This window comes from Enterobacter sp. ECC-219, from assembly GCF_043966805.1.
Classification (GTDB): domain Bacteria; phylum Pseudomonadota; class Gammaproteobacteria; order Enterobacterales; family Enterobacteriaceae; genus Enterobacter; species Enterobacter cloacae_N.
The window spans coordinates 4,576,171-4,595,488 of record NZ_CP143680.1; the positions used below are offsets into that span (position 1 = coordinate 4,576,171).

The following is a 19,318-nucleotide window of genomic DNA, read 5'->3' on the forward strand; positions in this document are numbered from 1 at the left end:
GTCCAGAACGCGACAGCGATTGTCAGTTTCGATAAAGCAGCGCTCCTGAAATCAATTCACGATAGTGAAAAGACAACAGGAGCGCATCATGCTGAACACACCCGCCGACAAATACCAACCCTATTCCACCGTTTCATTGCCCGACCGTCGCTGGCCGGAGCAACGCATCACTCGCGCGCCGCGCTGGCTCTCGACCGACTTACGCGACGGCAACCAGGCGCTTGCCGAGCCGATGGACAGCGCGCGCAAGCTGCAGTTCTGGGACCTGCTGCTGGGCTGCGGGTTTAAAGAAATTGAGGTGGCCTTCCCGTCCGCCTCGCAGACCGACTTCAACTTTGTGCGCCAGCTGATCGAAGAGAACCGCATCCCGGATGACGTCACGATTCAGGTGTTAACTCAGGCGCGGGAAGATCTCATTCATCGCACTTTCGAATCCCTGCGTGGCGCGAAGCAGGCGACCATCCACCTGTATAACGCCACCGCCCCGCTGTTCCGCCGCCTGGTATTCGGCATGGAGAAAGCGCAGATCGTCGAGCTGGCCACGCGCGCCACGCGCCTTATCCGCCAGCTGTGCGAAGAGAACCCGGATACCTGCTGGCAGTACGAGTACTCCCCGGAAACCTTCTGCTTTACCGAGCCGGAGTTTGCGCTGGAGATTTGTGAAGCCGTGGCGGAGATCTGGCAGCCGTGCGATGCACGTCCGATGATTATCAACTTACCCGCCACCGTCGAGGTCAGCACGCCAAACGTCTATGCCGACCAAATTGAGTATTTCTGTCGCCACTTCAGCCGCCGCCGCGACGTCTGCATTAGCGTGCATCCGCATAACGACCGAGGTACCGGCGTTGCCAGCGCCGAGCTGGCCGTAATGGCGGGCGCGGACCGCGTGGAGGGCTGCCTGTTCGGCAACGGTGAACGCACGGGTAACGTCTGTCTGGTGACGCTGGCGATGAACCTCTACAGCCTGGGCATTAGCCCGAATCTGGATTTCAGCGACATGAACCGGGTGGTGGAAACGGTGGAAACCTGCAATCAGCTGCCGGTGCACCCGCGCCATCCGTGGGCAGGACGGCTGGCCTATACTGCTTTCTCCGGCTCGCACCAGGATGCCATCAAGAAAGGCTTTGATGCCCGCAGGCCTGGCGATCGCTGGGAGATGCCCTATCTGCCCGTCGATCCACAGGATATCGGCTGCACCTACGAAGCGGTGATCCGCGTGAACAGCCAGTCAGGAAAAAGCGGCAGCGCGTGGCTTATCGAGCAAAATCATGGGCTGAAACTGCCCCGCGCCCTGCAGCAGGATTTCAGCCAGCATGTGCAGCAGGAAACCGACCGCCACGGAAAAGAGATGACGCAGAACGCGCTTTGGCAGCTGTTCCGCACCCGCTACGGGCTGGTGACCACGCCGCAGTTTGCGCTGCAATCCTACCGCAGTGACGGCCAGCAGGATGGCCAGCTGCGGCTGACGGCAAGCGTCGTCACGCAGGGGGGAACCCGTCAGCTGGAGGGTCAGGGTAACGGGCTGCTCTCCGCTGCCGCTCAGGGTTTAAGCCGCTGGGTCAATGCGCCGTTTGTGATTAAGGATTATCACGAGCATACGCTGGGTGAACGCAGCGACAGCCGCTCGGTGGCCTATATTCGCTGCCTGTTCCAGGACGGCACCAGCAGCTGGGGCGTGGGCATTGACAGCGACGTGGCGCGCGCGTCGCTTCAGGCTCTGTTTAACGCGGTTAGTCGTTCTTAAAGTAATCGCTGGGTGAAAAGCCCATCACCCGGCGGAACATTGCCGTAAAGGCGCTGTGGCTGCCGTACCCCATATCCAGCGCCACGCGTAATACCGGCTGGCCCTGCGCCAGCCGCACTAAGGCTTCCAGCAGACGCGCCCTTCTCAACCACTCGCCGTAGCTTAATCCCGTCTGCTGCTGAAAATGGCGGTTCAGGGTACGCTCGCTCATGCCGAGCAGGCTCGCGCTCTGTTGACCGCTCCAGCTTTCACCTGGTGACTGACGGACCTGCCGACACAGCTGGCGTAACGCTTCACTTTCCGGCTCCGGCAGGTGAAACGGCAGCACCGGCATAGTGCGAATTTCATCCAGAATGAGCTCATAGACGCGCTCATCCCGGCTTCCCGGTGAGTACGATTCAGGTAAAGTAAGGGAGACGAGGATAAGCTCGCGCAACAGCGGCGCGATCTGCACGATCTGGCAGGTGGCCGGGAGATCGGCCCGCGCCAGCGGATCGACAAACAGCGTTCGCGCTGCAACGTTGCCGGTGATGCGAAGCGAGTGCTGTGTTCCCGCCGGTAGCCAGACGCCGCGCCCGGGAGGAACAACCCAACAACCTGATGCCGTATCGAGCCGCACGACGCCCGTCAGGCTGTGCAGCAGCTGTGCGCAGTCGTGCTCGTGCCACGGCTCGCTGTCGCCATGAACGTAATCATGGGCAAACGGAACGAGGGGACGATGGGTAAAGGAGAACGTAGAGGTTGTGGTCATGGGGTTAAACCACCCTCACCCTACCCTCTCCCGGTGGGAGAGGGAAAAGGTGCACTAGATGTGCAGCTCCTGCAGTTTTTCTTTTGGCAGGGCCAGCTCTTCGTTGCTGTTCACGCGAACGTCACGCTCGATGATGTGACGGGCGATGTCCTGCGCTTCTTCCAGAGAGTGCATCTGGTAAGTTCCGCACTGGTAAACGTTCAGCTCAGGGATCTGGTTCTGCTCTTTCACCTTCAGCACGTCTTCCATGGCCGCTTTCCACGCATCGGCGACGCGTTTCTCTTCCGGCTGACCAATCAGGCTCATGTAAAAGCCGGTACGGCAGCCCATCGGAGAGATATCGATGATCTCAACGCCGTTGCCGTTCAGGTGGTCACGCATGAAACCGGCAAACAGGTGTTCCAGAGTGTGAATGCCTTTCTCCGGCATCACTTCTTTATTCGGCACGCAGAAGCGCAGATCGAAGACGGTGATCGTGTCGCCGTGCGGGGTGTGCATGGTCTTCGCCACGCGGACTGCAGGTGCTTCCATACGGGTATGGTCGACAGTAAAGCTATCTAATAACGGCATACGTCACCTCCGATAGTGATTTTTTTTAAAATAAACTGAACTCTTCTACAGAACGCGCGTCTGAGTATATGAAAGACGCGCATTTGTTATCATCATCCCTGAATTCAGAGATGTATATTTTGGCCACAGCGATGTGGCCTTTTTCTTTTCTGCTTAAGCCTGCTTCGCCAGAAACGCCTCAAACGACTCGGTATCCGCCGCTTCAACCTCTTTCTGACGCACAACGGACGCCTCGCGTTCCGCGACAAAATCCGCTTCGCTCAGCACTTCTAACGGCTCCTGCATCAGCATCTCACGGTACTCCGCTGAGAGTGAACGCCCCGTGCCGCCAATGCCCTGATCAATCATAGAACGCAGAATGCGCGCAGAGAACGTCAGTTCCGGATTATCAAAACTTTCCACCAGTTGGTCGCAGATCTGTTGATACGCGTTGCCGCCGTCGATGCTGTCCATTGTCCGGGCAACACGCTTCAGGTCGTGGAACAGATCTTTACCCACCTTAGCCAGCGGGAACTGCGCCGTTTCGCAGCCAATGCCTAACGTCAGGCCAGGCTTGCGCCCTTCCAGAATTACGCGGTTCCAGTTCGTGCGCGTACAAAGCAATTCGTCTGAACTCATTTCCGGCGCATCCGCCAGCGCGCACCAGACCATAAACAGATCCAGGAAGCGAACCTGCTGCTCGTCAACGCCAATCGGTGAGAACGGGTTGATGTCCAGCGAGCGCACTTCAATGTATTCAATGCCGCCGCGCTGCAGCGCATCCGACGGCGTTTCTCCGCTGCGCGTCACGCGCTTCGGACGAATTGGCGCATACAGTTCGTTTTCAATCTGCAATACGTTACTGTTGATTTGCAGGCGCTTTCCGTCTTTTTCGAGGCCGATTTTCGCGTACTCTTCCGACGGGGTTTTGATCGCCCGCTTCAATCCTGCCACATATTCGTGCAATTCGTTAAACGTAATACCGAGATTGCTTTGCGATTTATTGGTATAGCCCAGATCGCTCATGCGCAGAGAAGTCGCGTACGGGAGATAGTACATTCCGCACTCCGTCTTTTCGAACGGCAGCGTGGTCGGTTTCCCCTGCAGGAACGATGAGCAAATGGCAGGCGACGCGCCAAACAGATACGGAATCACCCAGCCGAAACGGTAATAGTTGCGGATCAGACGGAAATAACCGGCGGAGATCGCTTCTTTATCCGTTTCTCCCCCCTTCGCCTGCCAGAACGCCATCGGCAAAGAGAAATTGTAGTGCACGCCAGAGATAGTCTGCATGAGTGCGCCGTAGCGATTTTTCAGACCTTCGCGATAGAGCGTTTTCAGCCGGCCAATGTTTGACGTGCCGTACTGCGCCAGCTCAATCTCCTGGCCCTGCTCGATATAGCACGGCATGCTGAGCGGCCACATGCGCTCATCGCCAAGATTGCGCGCGGTGTAGCGATGGATATCGCGCAGGATCGTCAGCATATGATCGATATCGCCGTCCACCGGCGTAATGAACTCCAGCAGCGCTTCAGCGAAATCGGTTGTGATCCATTTATGTGTCAGCGCCGAGCCTAACGCCTTCGGGTGACCCGTCGTCGCTAAGCTACCGTCCGCGTTAACGCGCAGCGTTTCACGCTCAAGACCACGCTGAATACCCTTCAGAGCCTGAGGGTGGTTTTCCAGCCAGGCCAGCGCCTGAGATACGTCCGGGATCAATTTGACCTCCCGCCTGTCAAAGTAATGTTACTCAGCATAATTGTAATGGTTGACGATTGAAGGTCGCGTATTCATTCCACCAATTAGTGCCACCACGTCATACCCTGTAGTGTTGCCCACGCCACGAGAACATAGCGCAACGCCTTGCCAAGGCACAAAAAAAAGAGCACCGGTCCCCAGGAGATGCGCATCCATCCCGCCAGCAGACACAGTAAATCGCCTATTACAGGCATCCAGCTTAATAACAGCGTGGCAGCGCCATAGCGTTTTAGCCAGCCGACTGCCTTTTCCTGCCAGCGCGACTTTTCGCGCAGCGGAAAGAAACGCCCAAGAATAACGTTAGTCAGCCCTCCAAGGCTATTACCCATTGTTGCTATTAATACAAGCAGCCAGGGCTGACTGACGCCGGACAACAGCATCGCCACCAGCACCACTTCCGAATTTCCCGGTAACAGCGTGGCGCTTAGAAAACTGCTGGCGAATAATGAGGCAAGTGACAGCGCGTCACTCACAGCAAGCGCACATCCACCGCATCCATTCCGGCATCACGCGCGGCCTGAATACCGAAATCGGCATCTTCAAACACGACGCATTTTGCCGCCGGTACGCCCATTAATTCTGCGCAGAGCAGAAAGGTGTCCGGTGCGGGCTTGTGATTTTTAACATGATCGGCGGCAACCACGGCAGAAAAATAGTGGCGCAGGCCAAGATGGTTGAGCAACGCTTCTGCTATCGCGCTCTCGCTGCCCGTACCGACAGACATCGGGCGACGCCCGTGCCACTCTTTTACCACATCAATCAGTGGCAGAGGGCGTACGGTATCTAAAAGCATGGCTTTTACCGCATCGGTTTTTTCACGCGCGAGAAGGTGTGGGTCGAGATCGGCCTGATTCAGTTCAATCACGGCCTGCGCAATACGCCAGGTAGGGGATCCGTTGAGGGCAATCATCGCCTGAAGGTCGAAACGCATGCCGTAGCGACCAAGGACCTCGGTCCAGGCTTGACGATGCGTGGGTTCGGTATCCAAGATGGTGCCATCCATGTCGAAGATCAAACCGTCATACTGTGCGTACATCGTGCTCTCGCTAAACGATTAACAAAGCATTACTTTATCGTAAAAGGTGGTTTTTGTCGCTGATTGCGAAATGATAACAACGAGAGTGATTAAGAACTAAACATCGAAGGGAAAGGCAGAAGAGATGGTGCATCCGGTAGGATTACTCGGCTTACGCCTCGCCCTGCGGGCCGTTGCTAAAGCAACGTTATCCTCCCTGGTGCTTGCGATTAACTCGCAGACCTTAAAACAACAGCATCGCTGTTATCCAGGAGAATATGGTGCATCCGGGAGGATTCGAACCTCCGACCGCTCGGTTCGTAGCCGAGTACTCTATCCAGCTGAGCTACGGATGCATCGGGAAATGCTTTTAGAAACAGTAAATGGTGCATCCGGGAGGATTCGAACCTCCGACCGCTCGGTTCGTAGCCGAGTACTCTATCCAGCTGAGCTACGGATGCATCAGGGTACTGCTTTCAGAGATAGTAAATGGTGCATCCGGGAGGATTCGAACCTCCGACCGCTCGGTTCGTAGCCGAGTACTCTATCCAGCTGAGCTACGGATGCATCGGGATTTACTACTGTACTGCTCGATATTCATATCACTTCTAAAGCAATATGAAGTAATAGATGGTGCATCCGGGAGGATTCGAACCTCCGACCGCTCGGTTCGTAGCCGAGTACTCTATCCAGCTGAGCTACGGATGCAAAATGGCGGTGAGGCGGGGATTCGAACCCCGGATGCAGCTTTTGACCGCATACTCCCTTAGCAGGGGAGCGCCTTCAGCCTCTCGGCCACCTCACCACACAACGCCTCTTTCGAGTGCTTCGAGTTACTCGTTAAGAGCTTCTCGTCGCTGCGTGGCGCATATATTACTTTCTGGGACTTATAAGTCAAACAATTTTCCAAAAGCTTTTATCGTTTGCACAAATCACACGCAATTCGCATGTAAAAGCCGCAAAGAGGGTGTTTTATAAGCGGATTTTGCAGGCAACGCCACAGAAAACATCTGACGAAATGGCGGTGTTGAGACGAGTTAAGGGCAACGTAGTGGTTAAAAAGAGAGCGATTGAAATTAAACGGTAACTTTAAGCAGGAAAAATAGCGGGAGGGTTGCGTCTCGCCCGACAGCGAGACGCGACAATATCAGTAACTGGACTGCTGGGATTTTTCAGCCTGGATACGCTGGTAGATCTCTTCACGGTGGACAGATACTTCTTTAGGAGCGTTAACACCAATACGTACCTGGTTACCCTTTACCCCTAAAACTGTCACGGTGACCTCATCCCCAATCATGAGGGTCTCACCAACTCGACGAGTCAGAATCAGCATTCTTTGCTCCTTGAAAGATTAAAAGAGTCGGGTCTCTTGTATCCCGGCATTATCCATCATATAACGCCAAAAAGTAAGCGATGACAAACACGTAAAGTGTAAGCAGTCACGGCATCACATTCTGTTAAACGTAAGTTTAGCCGATATACACAAACTCAACCTGACTTTATCGTTATCGATAGCACAGTGAACAAGACGCCATAACGTTACCGCTATGGCGTCTGATTGTGCTTTGTAGTTATTACAATTTCGCGCTCACCCAGCTTTCAACGCTGGCTAATGCTGCAGGAAGTGCCGCCGCATCCGTACCACCGGCTTGCGCCATGTCCGGACGACCGCCACCCTTACCGCCCACCTGCTGGGCGACCATACCAATCAGTTCCCCTGCTTTAACGCGGTCGGTCACATCCTTAGAGACGCCCGCAATCAGAGAAACCTTACCTTCTGCCACCGTCGCCAGCACGATAACCGTTGAACCAAGCTGGTTCTTCAGATCGTCGACCATAGTACGCAGCATCTTAGGCTCCACGCCCGCCAGATCGCTGACCAGCAGTTTGACGCCCTTAATGTCTACCGCTTTGCTGGAGAGGTTTGCACTCTCCTGCGCCGCAGCCTGTTCTTTCAGCTGCTGAAGTTCTTTTTCCAGCTGACGGGTACGATCCAGCGCAACGCGCACTTTCTCGCTCAGGTTCTGGCTATCGCCTTTCAGCAGCTGCGCGATGTCGTGCAGCTGATCGCTCTGCGCATGCAGGCTGGCGATTGCGCCTTCACCGGTTACCGCTTCAATACGACGCACACCTGCCGCCGTACCGGATTCGGAAACAATGCGGAACAGGCCGATGTCACCGGTGCGCGAGGCGTGAGTACCGCCGCACAGCTCGGTAGAGAAGTCACCCATGCTCAGCACGCGAACGCGCTCGTCATATTTCTCGCCAAACAGCGCCATCGCACCTTTTTTCTTCGCGTCCTCAAGATCCATGATGTGGGTCTCGATTGGCAGGTTACGACGGATCTGCGCGTTCACCAGGTCTTCCACCGCGCGGATTTCAGACGGTTTCATCGCTTCAAAATGCGAGAAGTCGAAACGCAGCACCTTGTCGTTAACCAGAGAACCTTTCTGTGCAACGTGGGTGCCCAGCACGTCGCGCAGGGCAGCGTGCATCAGGTGGGTTGCAGAGTGGTTCAGGCGAATACGCGCGCGGCGTGCTTCATCAACGTTAGCCTGTACGCCCTCGCCCACTTTCAGAGAACCGGAAACCAGTTTGCCCTGGTGACCAATCGCCTGACCGTATTTCTGGGTGTCGCTTACGCTGAAGCTAAAGCCGTTGCCTTTCAGTTCGCCTTTATCGCCAACCTGGCCACCGGATTCCGCATAGAACGGGGTTTTGTCCAGAATGACGACGGCTTCCTGGCCCGCGCTGATGCTGTCTACGGCTTTACCGTCAACAAACAGGGCGGTCACTTTGCCGGTCAGTTCCAGCGCTTCATAACCTTTAAATTCAGACGCGCTATCAACGCGGATCATCGCGTTGTAGTCTGCACCGAAACCGCTGGATTCACGCGCACGGCGACGCTGCTCTTCCATCGCGGCTTCAAAGCCTGCTTCATCAACCTTGATGTTGCGCTCGCGGCAAACGTCCGCCGTCAGGTCAACCGGGAAGCCGTAGGTATCGTACAGGCGGAAAGCGGTTTCGCCGTCCAGCGTGTCGCCCTTAAGCTTCGCCAGCTCTTCGTCCAGCAGCGCCAGGCCGCGCTCCAGCGTACGGGCAAACTGCTCTTCTTCGGTTTTCAGAACCTGCTCAACCTGCGCCTGCTGGCGTTTCAGCTCGTCACCGGCTGAACCCATCACGCCAATCAGTGGCCCAACGAGTTTGTAGAAGAAGGTGTCTTTCGCGCCCAGCATGTTGCCGTGACGGATCGCACGACGAATGATGCGACGCAGCACGTAGCCACGGTTTTCATTCGACGGAATAACGCCGTCAGCAATCAGGAACGCACAGGAACGAATATGGTCTGCGATAACGCGCAGCGATTTGTTGTTCAGATCGGTCGCGCCGGTCACTTCTGCAACGGCTTTGATCAGGGTGCTGAACAGGTCAATCTCGTAGTTGGAGTTAACGTGCTGCAGAACCGCGGCGATACGCTCCAGGCCCATACCGGTATCAACGGACGGCTTCGGCAGCGGCTCCATGGTGCCGTCAGCCTGACGGTTGAACTGCATGAAGACGATGTTCCAGATCTCAATATAGCGATCGCCGTCTTCTTCCGGGCTACCTGGAGGGCCGCCCCAGATATGGTCGCCATGATCGTAGAAGATCTCGGTGCACGGACCGCAAGGACCGGTATCACCCATCTGCCAGAAGTTATCAGACGCATATGGCGCGCCTTTGTTATCACCGATGCGAATAATACGCTCGCGCGGGATACCGACCTCTTTTTCCCAGATTTCGAACGCTTCGTCATCGGTTTCATAGACGGTAACCCACAGACGCTCTTTCGGCAGGTTGAACCAGTTTTCACCGGTTAGCAGTTCCCACGCGTATTGAATGGCATCGTGTTTGAAGTAGTCGCCGAAGCTGAAGTTACCCAGCATTTCGAAGAAGGTGTGGTGACGCGCAGTGTAACCGACGTTTTCCAGGTCGTTGTGTTTACCGCCCGCACGCACGCAACGCTGTGAGGTTGTAGCGCGGGAATAATTACGCTTGTCGAGACCAAGGAACACATCCTTGAACTGGTTCATCCCGGCGTTGGTAAACAGCAGAGTCGGATCGTTGTTCGGTACCAGGGAGCTGCTGGCAACAACCTGGTGTCCCTTACTATGGAAAAAATCGAGAAACGCCTGACGGATCTCAGCGGTGCTCTTGCTCATAATTATCCTGAAATCAAGCTAACGAAATGTCGTAGCCAGCCTGTATCGGTAAACCGTTGGACAGACCAGCTACTGGAAAAAGTGGGAATAAGATAAGTTTTCTTTAGTGGGAAGTAAAATCCCGCATGCGTTCAATCGGCAAAATTACGCCAGATATCCTGAATATCTTCCATCAGAAAGCCGCGGTAGAGCAAAAAGCGCTGGATTTTGACTTTTTCTGAAAATTCACGCGGCAGCGGTTCGCCGTATTTACGAATAGCCTGCTCTTTAGCCAGCTCGCACCAGTCGGTGTCGCTTTCGCGCATCGCTTTTTCGATGGACTCCCTGGCTACCCCTTTCTGGTTCAGCTCCTGCCGGATGCGCACGGGCCCATACCCTTTGCGGCCGCGGCTGGCAAGAAAGCGCGAGGCAAAGCGGTCATCGTCCAGGTAATGATGCTCATAACACCAGGCCACCACGCGGTCGTAGTCTTCCGCAGTGGCATCAATCTCTTCCGGCCCGTTTTTGCTCATGACGGGCGCTGACAGCTTCCGCCGCAGCTCCTGCTCACTGTGGTCGCGCACGGCGAGAATGCGTACCGCACGGTCCAGCAAGCGCGCGTAGGCGGGTCGGCGTGATGTCGGTTCACTCATAAAAAACCTGCAGATTCAGAAATGCAAAAAGGGCCGCGTCAGCAGCCCTTCATCTTTACACGAGAGACTTAAAAGTCTTCGTTGGTTTCTTCAGCATCCGCAGCATCCACCACGAAATCAGGTTTGGAGTCCTGGTTGTTCAGCAGAAGCTCACGCACCTTCTTCTCAATCTCTTTCGCCGCAGCCGGGTTCTCTTTCAGCCAGGAGATAGCATTCGCTTTACCCTGACCAATCTTGTCACCGTTGTAGCTGTACCAGGCGCCCGCTTTTTCAATCAGCTTCTCTTTCACGCCCAGGTCAACCAGCTCGCCGAGGAAGTTGATACCTTCGCCGTAGAGGATCTGGAACTCAGCCTGTTTGAACGGTGCGGCGATTTTGTTCTTCACAACCTTCACGCGGGTTTCGCTACCCACCACGTTCTCGCCCTCTTTCACCGCGCCGATACGGCGGATATCCAGACGGACAGAGGCGTAGAATTTCAGCGCGTTACCACCGGTGGTGGTTTCCGGGTTACCGAACATCACACCAATTTTCATACGGATCTGGTTGATGAAGATCAGCAGCGTATTGGACTGCTTCAGGTTACCGGCCAGCTTACGCATCGCCTGGCTCATCATACGTGCCGCGAGGCCCATGTGAGAGTCACCGATTTCACCTTCGATTTCCGCTTTTGGCGTCAGCGCCGCAACGGAGTCGACGATGATCACATCAACCGCACCAGAGCGCGCCAGCGCGTCACAAATTTCCAGCGCCTGCTCGCCGGTATCCGGCTGGGAACACAGCAGGTTGTCGATATCAACGCCCAGCTTACGGGCATAGACCGGGTCCAGCGCGTGCTCGGCATCGATAAACGCACAGGTTTTACCTTCGCGCTGCGCCGCTGCAACAACCTGCAGGGTCAGAGTCGTTTTACCTGAGGATTCCGGACCGTAGATTTCTACGATACGCCCCATCGGCAAACCGCCCGCGCCCAGTGCGATATCCAGAGAAAGCGAACCGGTGGAGATAGTTTCCACATCCATGGAACGGTCTTCACCCAGGCGCATGATGGAGCCTTTACCGAATTGCTTTTCGATCTGGCCCAGTGCTGCCGCCAACGCTTTCTGTTTGTTTTCGTCGATAGCCATTATTACTCCTGTCATGCCGGGAGAAGCAACTGCGCTTCACCATGGACTTCTGTTCTGTTGGTGCAATTATACTGTATGGTCATACAGTATCAAGTGTTTTGTAGAAATTGTTGCCAGAGCGTTTTTAACGCATACACGGTTGCCTGACGACGCACGCTTTCACGATCGCCGCTGAAGCACTCCCGGCGGGTGATCCCTTCCCCTTTGGACGTGGCAAACCCGAACCAGACGGTGCCGACAGGCTTCACGTCGCTGCCGCCGTCGGGCCCCGCGATACCGCTGATGGAAACGGCGTAATCTGCCCGCGCCTCTTTCAGCGCGCCAATGGCCATTTCAATGACAACCGGTTCACTGACCGCGCCATGCTGTTCCAGCGTGGCTTCGCGCACGCCAATCATCTGCGCCTTAGCTTCGTTACTGTAGGTCACAAAGCCGCGTTCAAACCAGGCGGAACTGCCGGCGATATCGGTAATCGCTTTCGCCACCCAGCCGCCGGTGCAGGATTCTGCGGTGGTAATTGTCGCGCCACGCTGCTTCAGTGCAAGGCCAACGATCTCGCTAAGCTGCATCAATTCATGGTCAGTCATTCTTGCTCCAGGCTTGAAAAAAACGTGCAGCACAAGATAGCACTTTCTCGTCAGATATGGGGATGCGCTTCAGGTTTTACGAGGGGGCTTCAGAAAAAAGCCGGTGCGGGCGCACCGGCTATAGAAATGTTATTTCATGCTGTTCGCAATCGTATCGACATTATGACGAAACGCCTTAACGTAGGTGTCTGCCACCCCACCCTTGGCCGACAGCGCTTCCGGGTAAAGTTCGCCGCCCGGCTGTGCGCCCGTCGCCGACGCAATCTGCTTCACCAGACGCGGATCGAGCTGGTTTTCCATAAACCACGTTTTCACGCCGTCGGCTTTAATCTGATTGATAATCTCCGCAACCTGCGCCGCGCTGGCCTCGCTCTCGGAAGAGAGTCCTTGAGGTGCCATGAAGGTTACGCCGTAAGCGCGGCCAAAATAGCCGAACGCGTCATGGCTGGTCAGCACTTTACGCTTTTCCTGCGGGATCTGGCTAAAGCGTGTTTTAGCCCAGCCGTCCAGCTGAGTCAGTTGCGCAATGTACGGCTTCCCTGAAGCCTCCAGCGCCGCTTTGCCTTCCGGATCGGCTTTCACCAGCCCGTTCAGAATATTTTGTGCATACAGCGCACCGTTCGCCGCGCTGTTCCAGGCGTGCGGATCGGTCACGTTCTTTCCATCTTCCTCAAGCGTGTGGGTTTTCACTCCGGTTGAGGCGACGACCAGCTGCCCTTTGAACCCGGAGGCTTTAACCAGACGGTCGAGCCAGCCTTCCAGCCCCAGGCCGTTGACCACTACTACGTCAGCCTTGCTCAGCGCCGCGCTGTCTTTTGGTGACGGTTCAAAGGTATGCGGATCGCCGTCCGGCCCGACCAGCGTCGTCACGTTCACGCGATCTCCCCCCACCTCCTGCGTGATATCCCCCAGTATCGAAAAGCTGGTGACCACATTCAGCGTTTTCGCCATTACGCTATGCGACATCATCCCCAGCGCAAGCGCCATGATTAATCCTGTACGTTTCATCGTTTCCCCTTACGTTAAAAAAGCGCCCGCAGACTGCCAGCAAGCCTGCTTTGCGTGCCAAATAAAATGGAAATAAAGAACAGCGCGCTGGCAGTCAGCACAATGGACGGCCCCGCGGGCAAACTTGCCGCCCAGGAGAGGCTCAGCCCCAGCCACGCGCAGAAAATACCGCTGATACCGGCCATCAGGAGTAATCCGGGTAAGGTGCGTACCCAACAGCGCGCCGCCACCGCCGGGAGCATCATCAGCCCGACGGCCATCAGCGTGCCAAGCACCTGAAAACCGGCCACCAGGTTAAGCACCAGCAGCGCCAGAAACAGGCCGTGCAACAGCCCGGGCAGCCAGCGGGTATTCACCTGCAGCCAGGCGGTATCAAACGCCTCCGTCACCAGCCCGCGGTAAAAAAGGGCCAGCGTGATAAGGGTGAAGATGCACACGCCGGTCACAAACAGCGCGGCGTCATTGTCCACGGCGAGGATGGAGCCAAACAGCAGATGCAGCAGATCGACATTCGAGCCGCGCAGCGAAACGAGCGTGACGCCCAGCGCCAGTGAACCCAGGTAAAATCCGGCAAAGCTGGCATCTTCTTTCAGCGGCGTGCGGCGGCTGACCAGCCCGGCCACCAGCGCAACGGCAATTCCGGCGATAAACCCGCCGACGGTCATCGCCATTAGTGACATCCCGCTGAGCAAATACCCCACGGCGACGCCGGGCAAAATGGCGTGAGAAAGCGCATCGCCCATCAGGCTCATCCGACGCAGTTGAAGAAACACGCCGAGCGCGGTGGTACTGATAGAAAGCGCCAGGCAAACCACCAGCGCGCGACGCATAAAGCCGTACTCAATAAACGGCTGGAAGAATGTGTGCCAGATCATGCCACCCTCACCCGCTCGGTTTTCCACTGGGGAATATCAGCATCCAGCCGCAGCGTCTGCGGGAAGTGGCGCGCCACGCGCTCGCTGTCGTGCAGCACCGCGAGCAGGGTTTGCCCCTGCATATACATCTCCAGCATCAGATCCATCAGCACGTTGCAGGTTGCTTCATCAACGCCGGTAAAAGGCTCGTCCAGCATTACCAGCGGCGCCTGCTGCACTAATACGCGGGCAAACAGCATGCGCTGAAACTGGCCGCCGGAGAGTTCATCGATAGTGGATAACGCCATTGACTCCAGCCCCACGCGCTCAAGTGCGCCACTAATACGCAGGCGCGCTTCACGACGAAAACCGGCAAAAAGCGAAATTCCGGGCCAGCAGCCCATGCTTACTACGTCCTGCACGGTCAGCGGAAACTGCGCCTCCAGCGCGTGACGCTGTGCCAGCCAGCCGATTACCGGTCGTCTACCCTGCCAGCGAAATCTGCCGCTGACGGGCGGAATAAATCCGGCGAGCGTTTTCAGCAGCGTGGATTTCCCGCAGCCGTTAGCGCCGATAATGGCGGTCATGCTGCCGCGTTCAATCACACCCGAAAGCGGACGCGTGACGGGCTGGCGGTCATAGCCCGCAACCAGTTCGTTCATCACAATCATGGCAGCGCCACCGCCCAGCGCACGGCCAGGCCGAGCAACACAGTAAGTCCCAGCGCCAGCAAAAGCCGAACCGGCGCAGAAAGAGAAAAAAGGGAGGTTGACATCTCGACACCTAATTAAATGTTATAACATAACAATAATGAAAGACGGCAGAGATGTAAACGGCGGGTTTGAAACGGGAGTGTGGCGAAATGTTTCTGCAGGAAATAGGTGCGCGCGGGTGCCCTCACCCCAGCCCTCTCCCTCAAGGGAGAGGGGGTAGTCCATGCAAACATTATTTTGTGGGGATCCCTCAGCCCACAGGGAGAGGGGGAATAAAGCGACTTACTGACTAAACGGTGACGCCGCAGGAACGCGCGCCTGAGACACCGCCAGCCCCAGCTGCCACACCGCCATCGCGTAGTGCGTACTGTGGTTATAGCGGGTGATGGTGTAGAAGTTCGGCATACCGTACCAGTACTGGTACCCGGTTCCCACATCCAGACGCAGCAGGCTCACCTGGTCAACGTTGCCCAGCGGCTGGGTTGGCGTTAAGCCTGCCGCCGTTAGCTGCGCTACGCTGTATTTTGTTTTAAAGCCATTTTCCAGACCAAACGCCTCGCCGTTCGCCTGCACGGCCACCTGCCCGCCCGGCGTCCAGCCGTGCGCTTTGAAGTAGTTCGCCACGCTGCCGATGGCATCCACCGGATCCCACAGGTTAATGTGGCCGTCTCCGTTAAAGTCGACGGCATACTGCTTATAGGAGGACGGCATAAACTGGCCGTAGCCCATCGCGCCGGCAAACGACCCTTTCAAATCGAGCGGATCGTCCTGCTCGTTGCGCGCCATCAGCAGGAAGGTTTCCAGCTCGGAAGAGAAGTATTCGGCGCGGCGCGGGTAGTTAAAGGAGAGCGTCGCCAGCGCATCAAGGATGCGGGTTTTGCCCATCACGCGGCCCCAGCGGGTCTCCACGCCGATAATCCCGACGATGATTTCCGGCGGCACGCCGTAGACCTGCCACGCGCGGTTGAGCGCATCTTCATACTGGTTCCAGAACACCACGCCGTTTTGCACGTTGTCCGGGGTAATAAACTGTTTGCGGTAGCGCAGCCATGCGCCATTTGGCCCGCTCGGCACCTGGGCGGACGGTGCCTGCCTGTCCATCAGGCGCAGCACGTAGTCCAGACGCTTGGCCTGAGACAAAATTTCATGCAGCTGCTGGCGGTCGAAACCGTGTTTGCTCACCATTTTATCGATGAACTGCTCGGCCGCCGGGTTATTCGCGAAGTCGCCTCCCATCTGCATCATATTGTGCTGCGGCTCCAGCAGGAATCCCCCGGAAGGCGCGCCCGCCGTTTGCTGAACGGCTTCGGTCTTAGGTTTGCTGCTACAGGCAGACAGCAGGATAAGCGCAGGCAACAGCGCTGCATAACGACGCTTGAACATGAGACATCCATTTAACGGGTTCGATAAGAACCCAGTATGGTAAAGCATCCGCAACACCTCAAGGAAGCGGTACGCACCTCTCCCACGCAAATCCGCGCTTTTTTCCACTGAAAATCATTCACCCCATCAATTAACTTTCAAAATAATCCATTTTTCTTTCATTGTGAGATCTAATTAACACTTTAAAATCTTTCAAAGTGATTATTATTAGCCACAGTAATACAAAACAAAAAAGCCCCACAGGAGAGAAGAATGATAGAGACCATCACCCACGGCGCCGAGTGGTTCATCGGGCTGTTTCAGAAAGGCGGAGAAGTGTTCACCGGCATGGTGACCGGGATCCTGCCTCTGCTGATCAGCCTGCTGGTGATCATGAACGCGCTGATTAACTTTATCGGCCAGCAGCGCATCGAACGCTTTGCCCAGCGCTGCGCCGGTAATCCGCTGTCCCGTTACCTGGTATTGCCGTTTATCGGTACCTTTGTTTTCTGCAACCCAATGACCTTGAGCCTCGGCCGCTTTATGCCAGAGAAGTACAAGCCGAGCTACTACGCCGCCGCCTCCTACAGCTGCCATTCCATGAACGGCCTGTTCCCGCACATTAACCCCGGAGAGCTGTTTGTCTATCTCGGGATCGCCAGCGGTCTCACCACCCTTGGCCTTCCGCTCGGCCCGCTGGCGGTGAGCTACCTGCTGGTCGGCCTGGTCACCAACTTCTTCCGCGGCTGGGTGACCGACCTCACCACCGCCATTTTCGAGAAAAAAATGGGCATCCAGCTTGAACAGAAGGTCCATCTTTCAGGAGCCACAGCATGAACCGGATCCGCATTGAGAAAGGCACGGGCGGCTGGGGCGGCCCGCTGGAGTTCGACGCTACCGAAGGCAAAAAGATCGTCTACATCACCGCAGGGACGCGCCCGGCAATCGTCGACAGGCTGCACGAGCTGACCGGCTGGGAAGCGGTCGACGGCTTCAAGGAAGGCGAACCGCCGGAAGCGGACATCGGCGTGGCGGTGATCGACTGCGGCGGCACGCTGCGCTGCGGTATCTATCCGAAGCGCCGCATTCCGACGGTGAATATTCACTCCACCGGAAAATCCGGCCCGCTGGCACAGTACATCCTTGAGGACATTTATGTCTCAGGCGTAAAGGAGGACAACATCACTGTGGTGAATGGCAGTCCTGCGCCGCAAAAAGCGGCCCCGCGCGAGTACGACACCAGCAAGAAAATCACCGAGCAGAGCGACGGCCTGCTGGCAAAGGTCGGAATGGGGATGGGCTCCGCCGTGGCGGTGCTGTTCCAGTCCGGGCGCGACACCATCGACACGGTGCTGAAAACCATCCTGCCGTTTATGGCGTTCGTCTCGGCGCTGATCGGCATCATCATGGCGTCCGGCCTGGGCGACTGGATTGCCCACGGCCTCGCCCCGCTCGCCAGCCACCCGCTGGGGCTGGTGACGCTGGCGCTGATCTGCTCCTTCCCGCTGCTGTCGCCGTTCCTCGGCCCGGGCGCGGTGATTGCCCAGGTCATCGGCGTGCTGATTGGCGTGCAGATTGGTCTGGGGAACATCCCTCCGCACCTCGCCCTGCCCGCTCTGTTTGCCATTAACGCCCAGGCGGCGTGCGACTTTATCCCCGTTGGGCTGTCGCTGGCCGAAGCGCGCCAGGACACCGTGCGCGTGGGCGTGCCGTCGGTGCTGGTCAGCCGCTTCCTGACGGGCGCGCCGACGGTGCTGATTGCCTGGTTTGTCTCCGGCTTTATTTATCAATAAGAGGTTCCTGCGATGACCGTCATTTACCAGACCACCATTACCCGCATCGGCCAGAGCGCAGCGGACGCGCTGAGCGACCAGATGCTAATCACCTTCCGCGAAGGCGCGCCTGCGGATATCGAAGAGTTTTGCTTTATCCACTGCCACGGCGAGCTGAAGGGCGAGCTGAAGGCAGGAAGCCAGCTGGAGCTGGGCGAGGCGCGCTATGCCGTGACCGCCGTCGGCGACGTGGCCGAGCAAAACCTGCGCGAGCTGGGCCACATCACCCTGCGTTTCGACGGCCAGCCGCAGGCCGAGTATCCCGGCACGGTGCACGTAGCGGGCCCGGTTCCGCAGGCTGTCACCCCAGGCTGCACGTTAAAATTTGTTGCGTAATTAAGGAGAATCACATGAGTCAGGTTGCCGTTGTCATTGGTGGAGGACAAACCTTAGGCGAGTTCCTCTGCCGTGGGCTTGCCGCAGAGGGTTACCGCGTGGCGGTAGTGGACATTCAGAGTGAAAAAGCCGCCCGCGTGGCGGACGCCATCAACACCGAATTTGGCGAAGGGGTGGCATACGGCTTTGGTGCCGACGCCACCAGCGAGCAGAGCGTGATGGCGCTGGCCCGCGGCGTGGACGAGATTTTTGGGCGCACCGACCTGCTGGTCTACAGCGCGGGGATTGCGAAAGCGGCCTTTATCAGCGATTTCGAACTGGGGGATTTTGACCGTTCGCTGCAGGTGAATCTGGTGGGCTATTTCCTCTGCGCCCGCGAGTTTTCCCGTCTGATGATCCGCGACGGCATTCAGGGGCGCATCATTCAGATCAACTCCAAATCCGGGAAAGTGGGCAGCAAGCACAACTCCGGCTACAGCGCGGCGAAGTTTGGCGGCGTGGGGCTGACGCAGTCTCTGGCGCTGGATTTGGCCGAGTACGGCATCACCGTTCACTCGCTAATGCTGGGCAACCTGCTGAAATCGCCGATGTTCCAGTCCCTGCTGCCGCAGTATGCCACCAAGCTCGGCATCAAAGCTGAGGAAGTGGAGCAGTACTACATCGATAAAGTGCCGCTGAAGCGCGGGTGCGATTATCAGGACGTGCTGAATATGCTGCTGTTTTACGCCAGCCCGAAAGCCTCGTACTGCACCGGGCAGTCGATTAACGTGACCGGTGGGCAGGTGATGTTCTGATCGAGCGGCCTGATGCCCTCACCCTAACCCTCTCCCACCGGGAGAGGGAACAAA

19 protein-coding genes and 5 tRNA genes are annotated in these 19,318 nt (G+C 56.9%); 5 read left to right on the top strand and 19 right to left on the bottom strand.

The genetic code is table 11. The annotated features are described in order from the left end of the window. Positions 1–88 precede the first annotated feature (88 nt). Positions 89–1,744: a 2-isopropylmalate synthase gene (leuA, locus tag V1603_RS21735; RefSeq protein WP_395313257.1), complete on the top strand. Its 1,656-nt coding sequence runs from the start codon at positions 89–91 to the stop codon at positions 1,742–1,744. Here leuA and V1603_RS21740 read toward each other — a convergent pair. From V1603_RS21740 to mltB, 19 genes are all read right to left on the bottom strand, one after another. Then, the gene (locus tag V1603_RS21740) at positions 1,731–2,495 is read right to left on the bottom strand and encodes an AraC family transcriptional regulator (protein ID WP_395313258.1); all 765 of its coding nucleotides are present in this window, start codon (positions 2,493–2,495) and stop codon (positions 1,731–1,733) included. The two genes, leuA and V1603_RS21740, sit on opposite strands and share 14 nt — an antisense overlap. A 54-nt stretch (positions 2,496–2,549) precedes the next feature. Next, on the bottom strand, positions 2,550–3,065 hold the full coding sequence (gene luxS / locus V1603_RS21745) for an S-ribosylhomocysteine lyase (protein ID WP_014884972.1): 516 nt from the start codon (positions 3,063–3,065) through the stop codon (positions 2,550–2,552). 153 nt (positions 3,066–3,218) lie between these two features. After that, positions 3,219–4,763, bottom strand: a complete 1,545-nt coding sequence (gene gshA / locus V1603_RS21750) for a glutamate--cysteine ligase (protein WP_316380162.1) — start codon at positions 4,761–4,763, stop codon at positions 3,219–3,221. 83 nt (positions 4,764–4,846) lie between these two features. Then, positions 4,847–5,275, bottom strand: coding sequence for a YqaA family protein (locus V1603_RS21755; RefSeq protein WP_008499541.1), 429 nt, complete (start codon positions 5,273–5,275; stop codon positions 4,847–4,849). Next, complete coding sequence (gene yqaB / locus V1603_RS21760; RefSeq protein WP_116343828.1) at positions 5,272–5,838, bottom strand: fructose-1-phosphate/6-phosphogluconate phosphatase; 567 nt, start codon at positions 5,836–5,838, stop codon at positions 5,272–5,274. Before yqaB ends, V1603_RS21755 begins: the two co-directional genes overlap by 4 nt. Before the next feature lie 258 nt (positions 5,839–6,096). Then, a tRNA-Arg gene (locus V1603_RS21765) sits at positions 6,097–6,173 on the bottom strand. A 28-nt stretch (positions 6,174–6,201) separates the two neighbouring features. Beyond that, positions 6,202–6,278 (bottom strand) — tRNA-Arg (locus tag V1603_RS21770). Positions 6,279–6,307: 29 nt separating this feature from the next. After that, a tRNA-Arg gene (locus V1603_RS21775) sits at positions 6,308–6,384 on the bottom strand. Positions 6,385–6,448: 64 nt separating this feature from the next. Next, positions 6,449–6,525 (bottom strand) — tRNA-Arg (locus tag V1603_RS21780). A gap of 4 nt (positions 6,526–6,529) precedes the next feature. Then, positions 6,530–6,622 (bottom strand) — tRNA-Ser (locus tag V1603_RS21785). 342 nt (positions 6,623–6,964) lie between these two features. After that, a complete protein-coding gene (gene csrA / locus V1603_RS21790) occupies positions 6,965–7,150 on the bottom strand; it encodes a carbon storage regulator CsrA (RefSeq protein WP_000906486.1) in 186 nt (61 codons plus the stop codon). A 241-nt stretch (positions 7,151–7,391) separates the two neighbouring features. Further along, complete coding sequence (gene alaS / locus V1603_RS21795; protein WP_116344148.1) at positions 7,392–10,019, bottom strand: alanine--tRNA ligase; 2,628 nt, start codon at positions 10,017–10,019, stop codon at positions 7,392–7,394. Positions 10,020–10,150: 131 nt separating this feature from the next. Continuing rightward, entirely contained in the window at positions 10,151–10,651 is a 501-nt protein-coding gene (gene recX, locus V1603_RS21800; protein ID WP_233003269.1) for a recombination regulator RecX, read from the bottom strand. A gap of 68 nt (positions 10,652–10,719) precedes the next feature. Further along, the gene (gene recA / locus V1603_RS21805; protein ID WP_028014189.1) at positions 10,720–11,778 is read right to left on the bottom strand and encodes a recombinase RecA; all 1,059 of its coding nucleotides are present in this window, start codon (positions 11,776–11,778) and stop codon (positions 10,720–10,722) included. 89 nt (positions 11,779–11,867) lie between these two features. Continuing rightward, positions 11,868–12,365, bottom strand: coding sequence for a nicotinamide-nucleotide amidase (gene pncC, locus V1603_RS21810; protein WP_061097290.1), 498 nt, complete (start codon positions 12,363–12,365; stop codon positions 11,868–11,870). Positions 12,366–12,494: 129 nt separating this feature from the next. Beyond that, positions 12,495–13,373: a metal ABC transporter substrate-binding protein gene (locus V1603_RS21815; protein ID WP_395313259.1), complete on the bottom strand. Its 879-nt coding sequence runs from the start codon at positions 13,371–13,373 to the stop codon at positions 12,495–12,497. A gap of 14 nt (positions 13,374–13,387) precedes the next feature. After that, complete coding sequence (locus V1603_RS21820; protein ID WP_166712185.1) at positions 13,388–14,248, bottom strand: metal ABC transporter permease; 861 nt, start codon at positions 14,246–14,248, stop codon at positions 13,388–13,390. Beyond that, positions 14,245–14,898, bottom strand: a complete 654-nt coding sequence (locus tag V1603_RS21825; RefSeq protein WP_116344152.1) for a metal ABC transporter ATP-binding protein — start codon at positions 14,896–14,898, stop codon at positions 14,245–14,247. The genes V1603_RS21820 and V1603_RS21825 overlap by 4 nt, the downstream gene beginning before the upstream one ends. A gap of 324 nt (positions 14,899–15,222) precedes the next feature. Continuing rightward, entirely contained in the window at positions 15,223–16,323 is a 1,101-nt protein-coding gene (gene mltB, locus V1603_RS21830) for a lytic murein transglycosylase B (RefSeq protein ID WP_170228335.1), read from the bottom strand. A gap of 252 nt (positions 16,324–16,575) precedes the next feature. On the opposite strand from mltB, the gene srlA reads away from it, so the two are divergent. Genes srlA through srlD form a run of 4 tightly spaced genes read left to right on the top strand, consistent with a single transcriptional unit; the run spans position 16,576 to position 19,264 of the window. Further along, positions 16,576–17,139 (top strand): PTS glucitol/sorbitol transporter subunit IIC, encoded by a 564-nt coding sequence (srlA, locus tag V1603_RS21835; protein ID WP_023333189.1) that lies wholly within the window; start codon positions 16,576–16,578, stop codon positions 17,137–17,139. Then, positions 17,136–18,095: a PTS glucitol/sorbitol transporter subunit IIB gene (locus V1603_RS21840; protein WP_116343427.1), complete on the top strand. Its 960-nt coding sequence runs from the start codon at positions 17,136–17,138 to the stop codon at positions 18,093–18,095. Before srlA ends, V1603_RS21840 begins: the two co-directional genes overlap by 4 nt. Positions 18,096–18,107: 12 nt before the next feature. Further along, positions 18,108–18,470, top strand: coding sequence for a PTS glucitol/sorbitol transporter subunit IIA (srlB, locus tag V1603_RS21845; protein WP_023308951.1), 363 nt, complete (start codon positions 18,108–18,110; stop codon positions 18,468–18,470). Positions 18,471–18,484: 14 nt separating this feature from the next. After that, positions 18,485–19,264: a sorbitol-6-phosphate dehydrogenase gene (srlD, locus tag V1603_RS21850; RefSeq protein WP_116343428.1), complete on the top strand. Its 780-nt coding sequence runs from the start codon at positions 18,485–18,487 to the stop codon at positions 19,262–19,264. Positions 19,265–19,318: the final 54 nt, after the last annotated feature.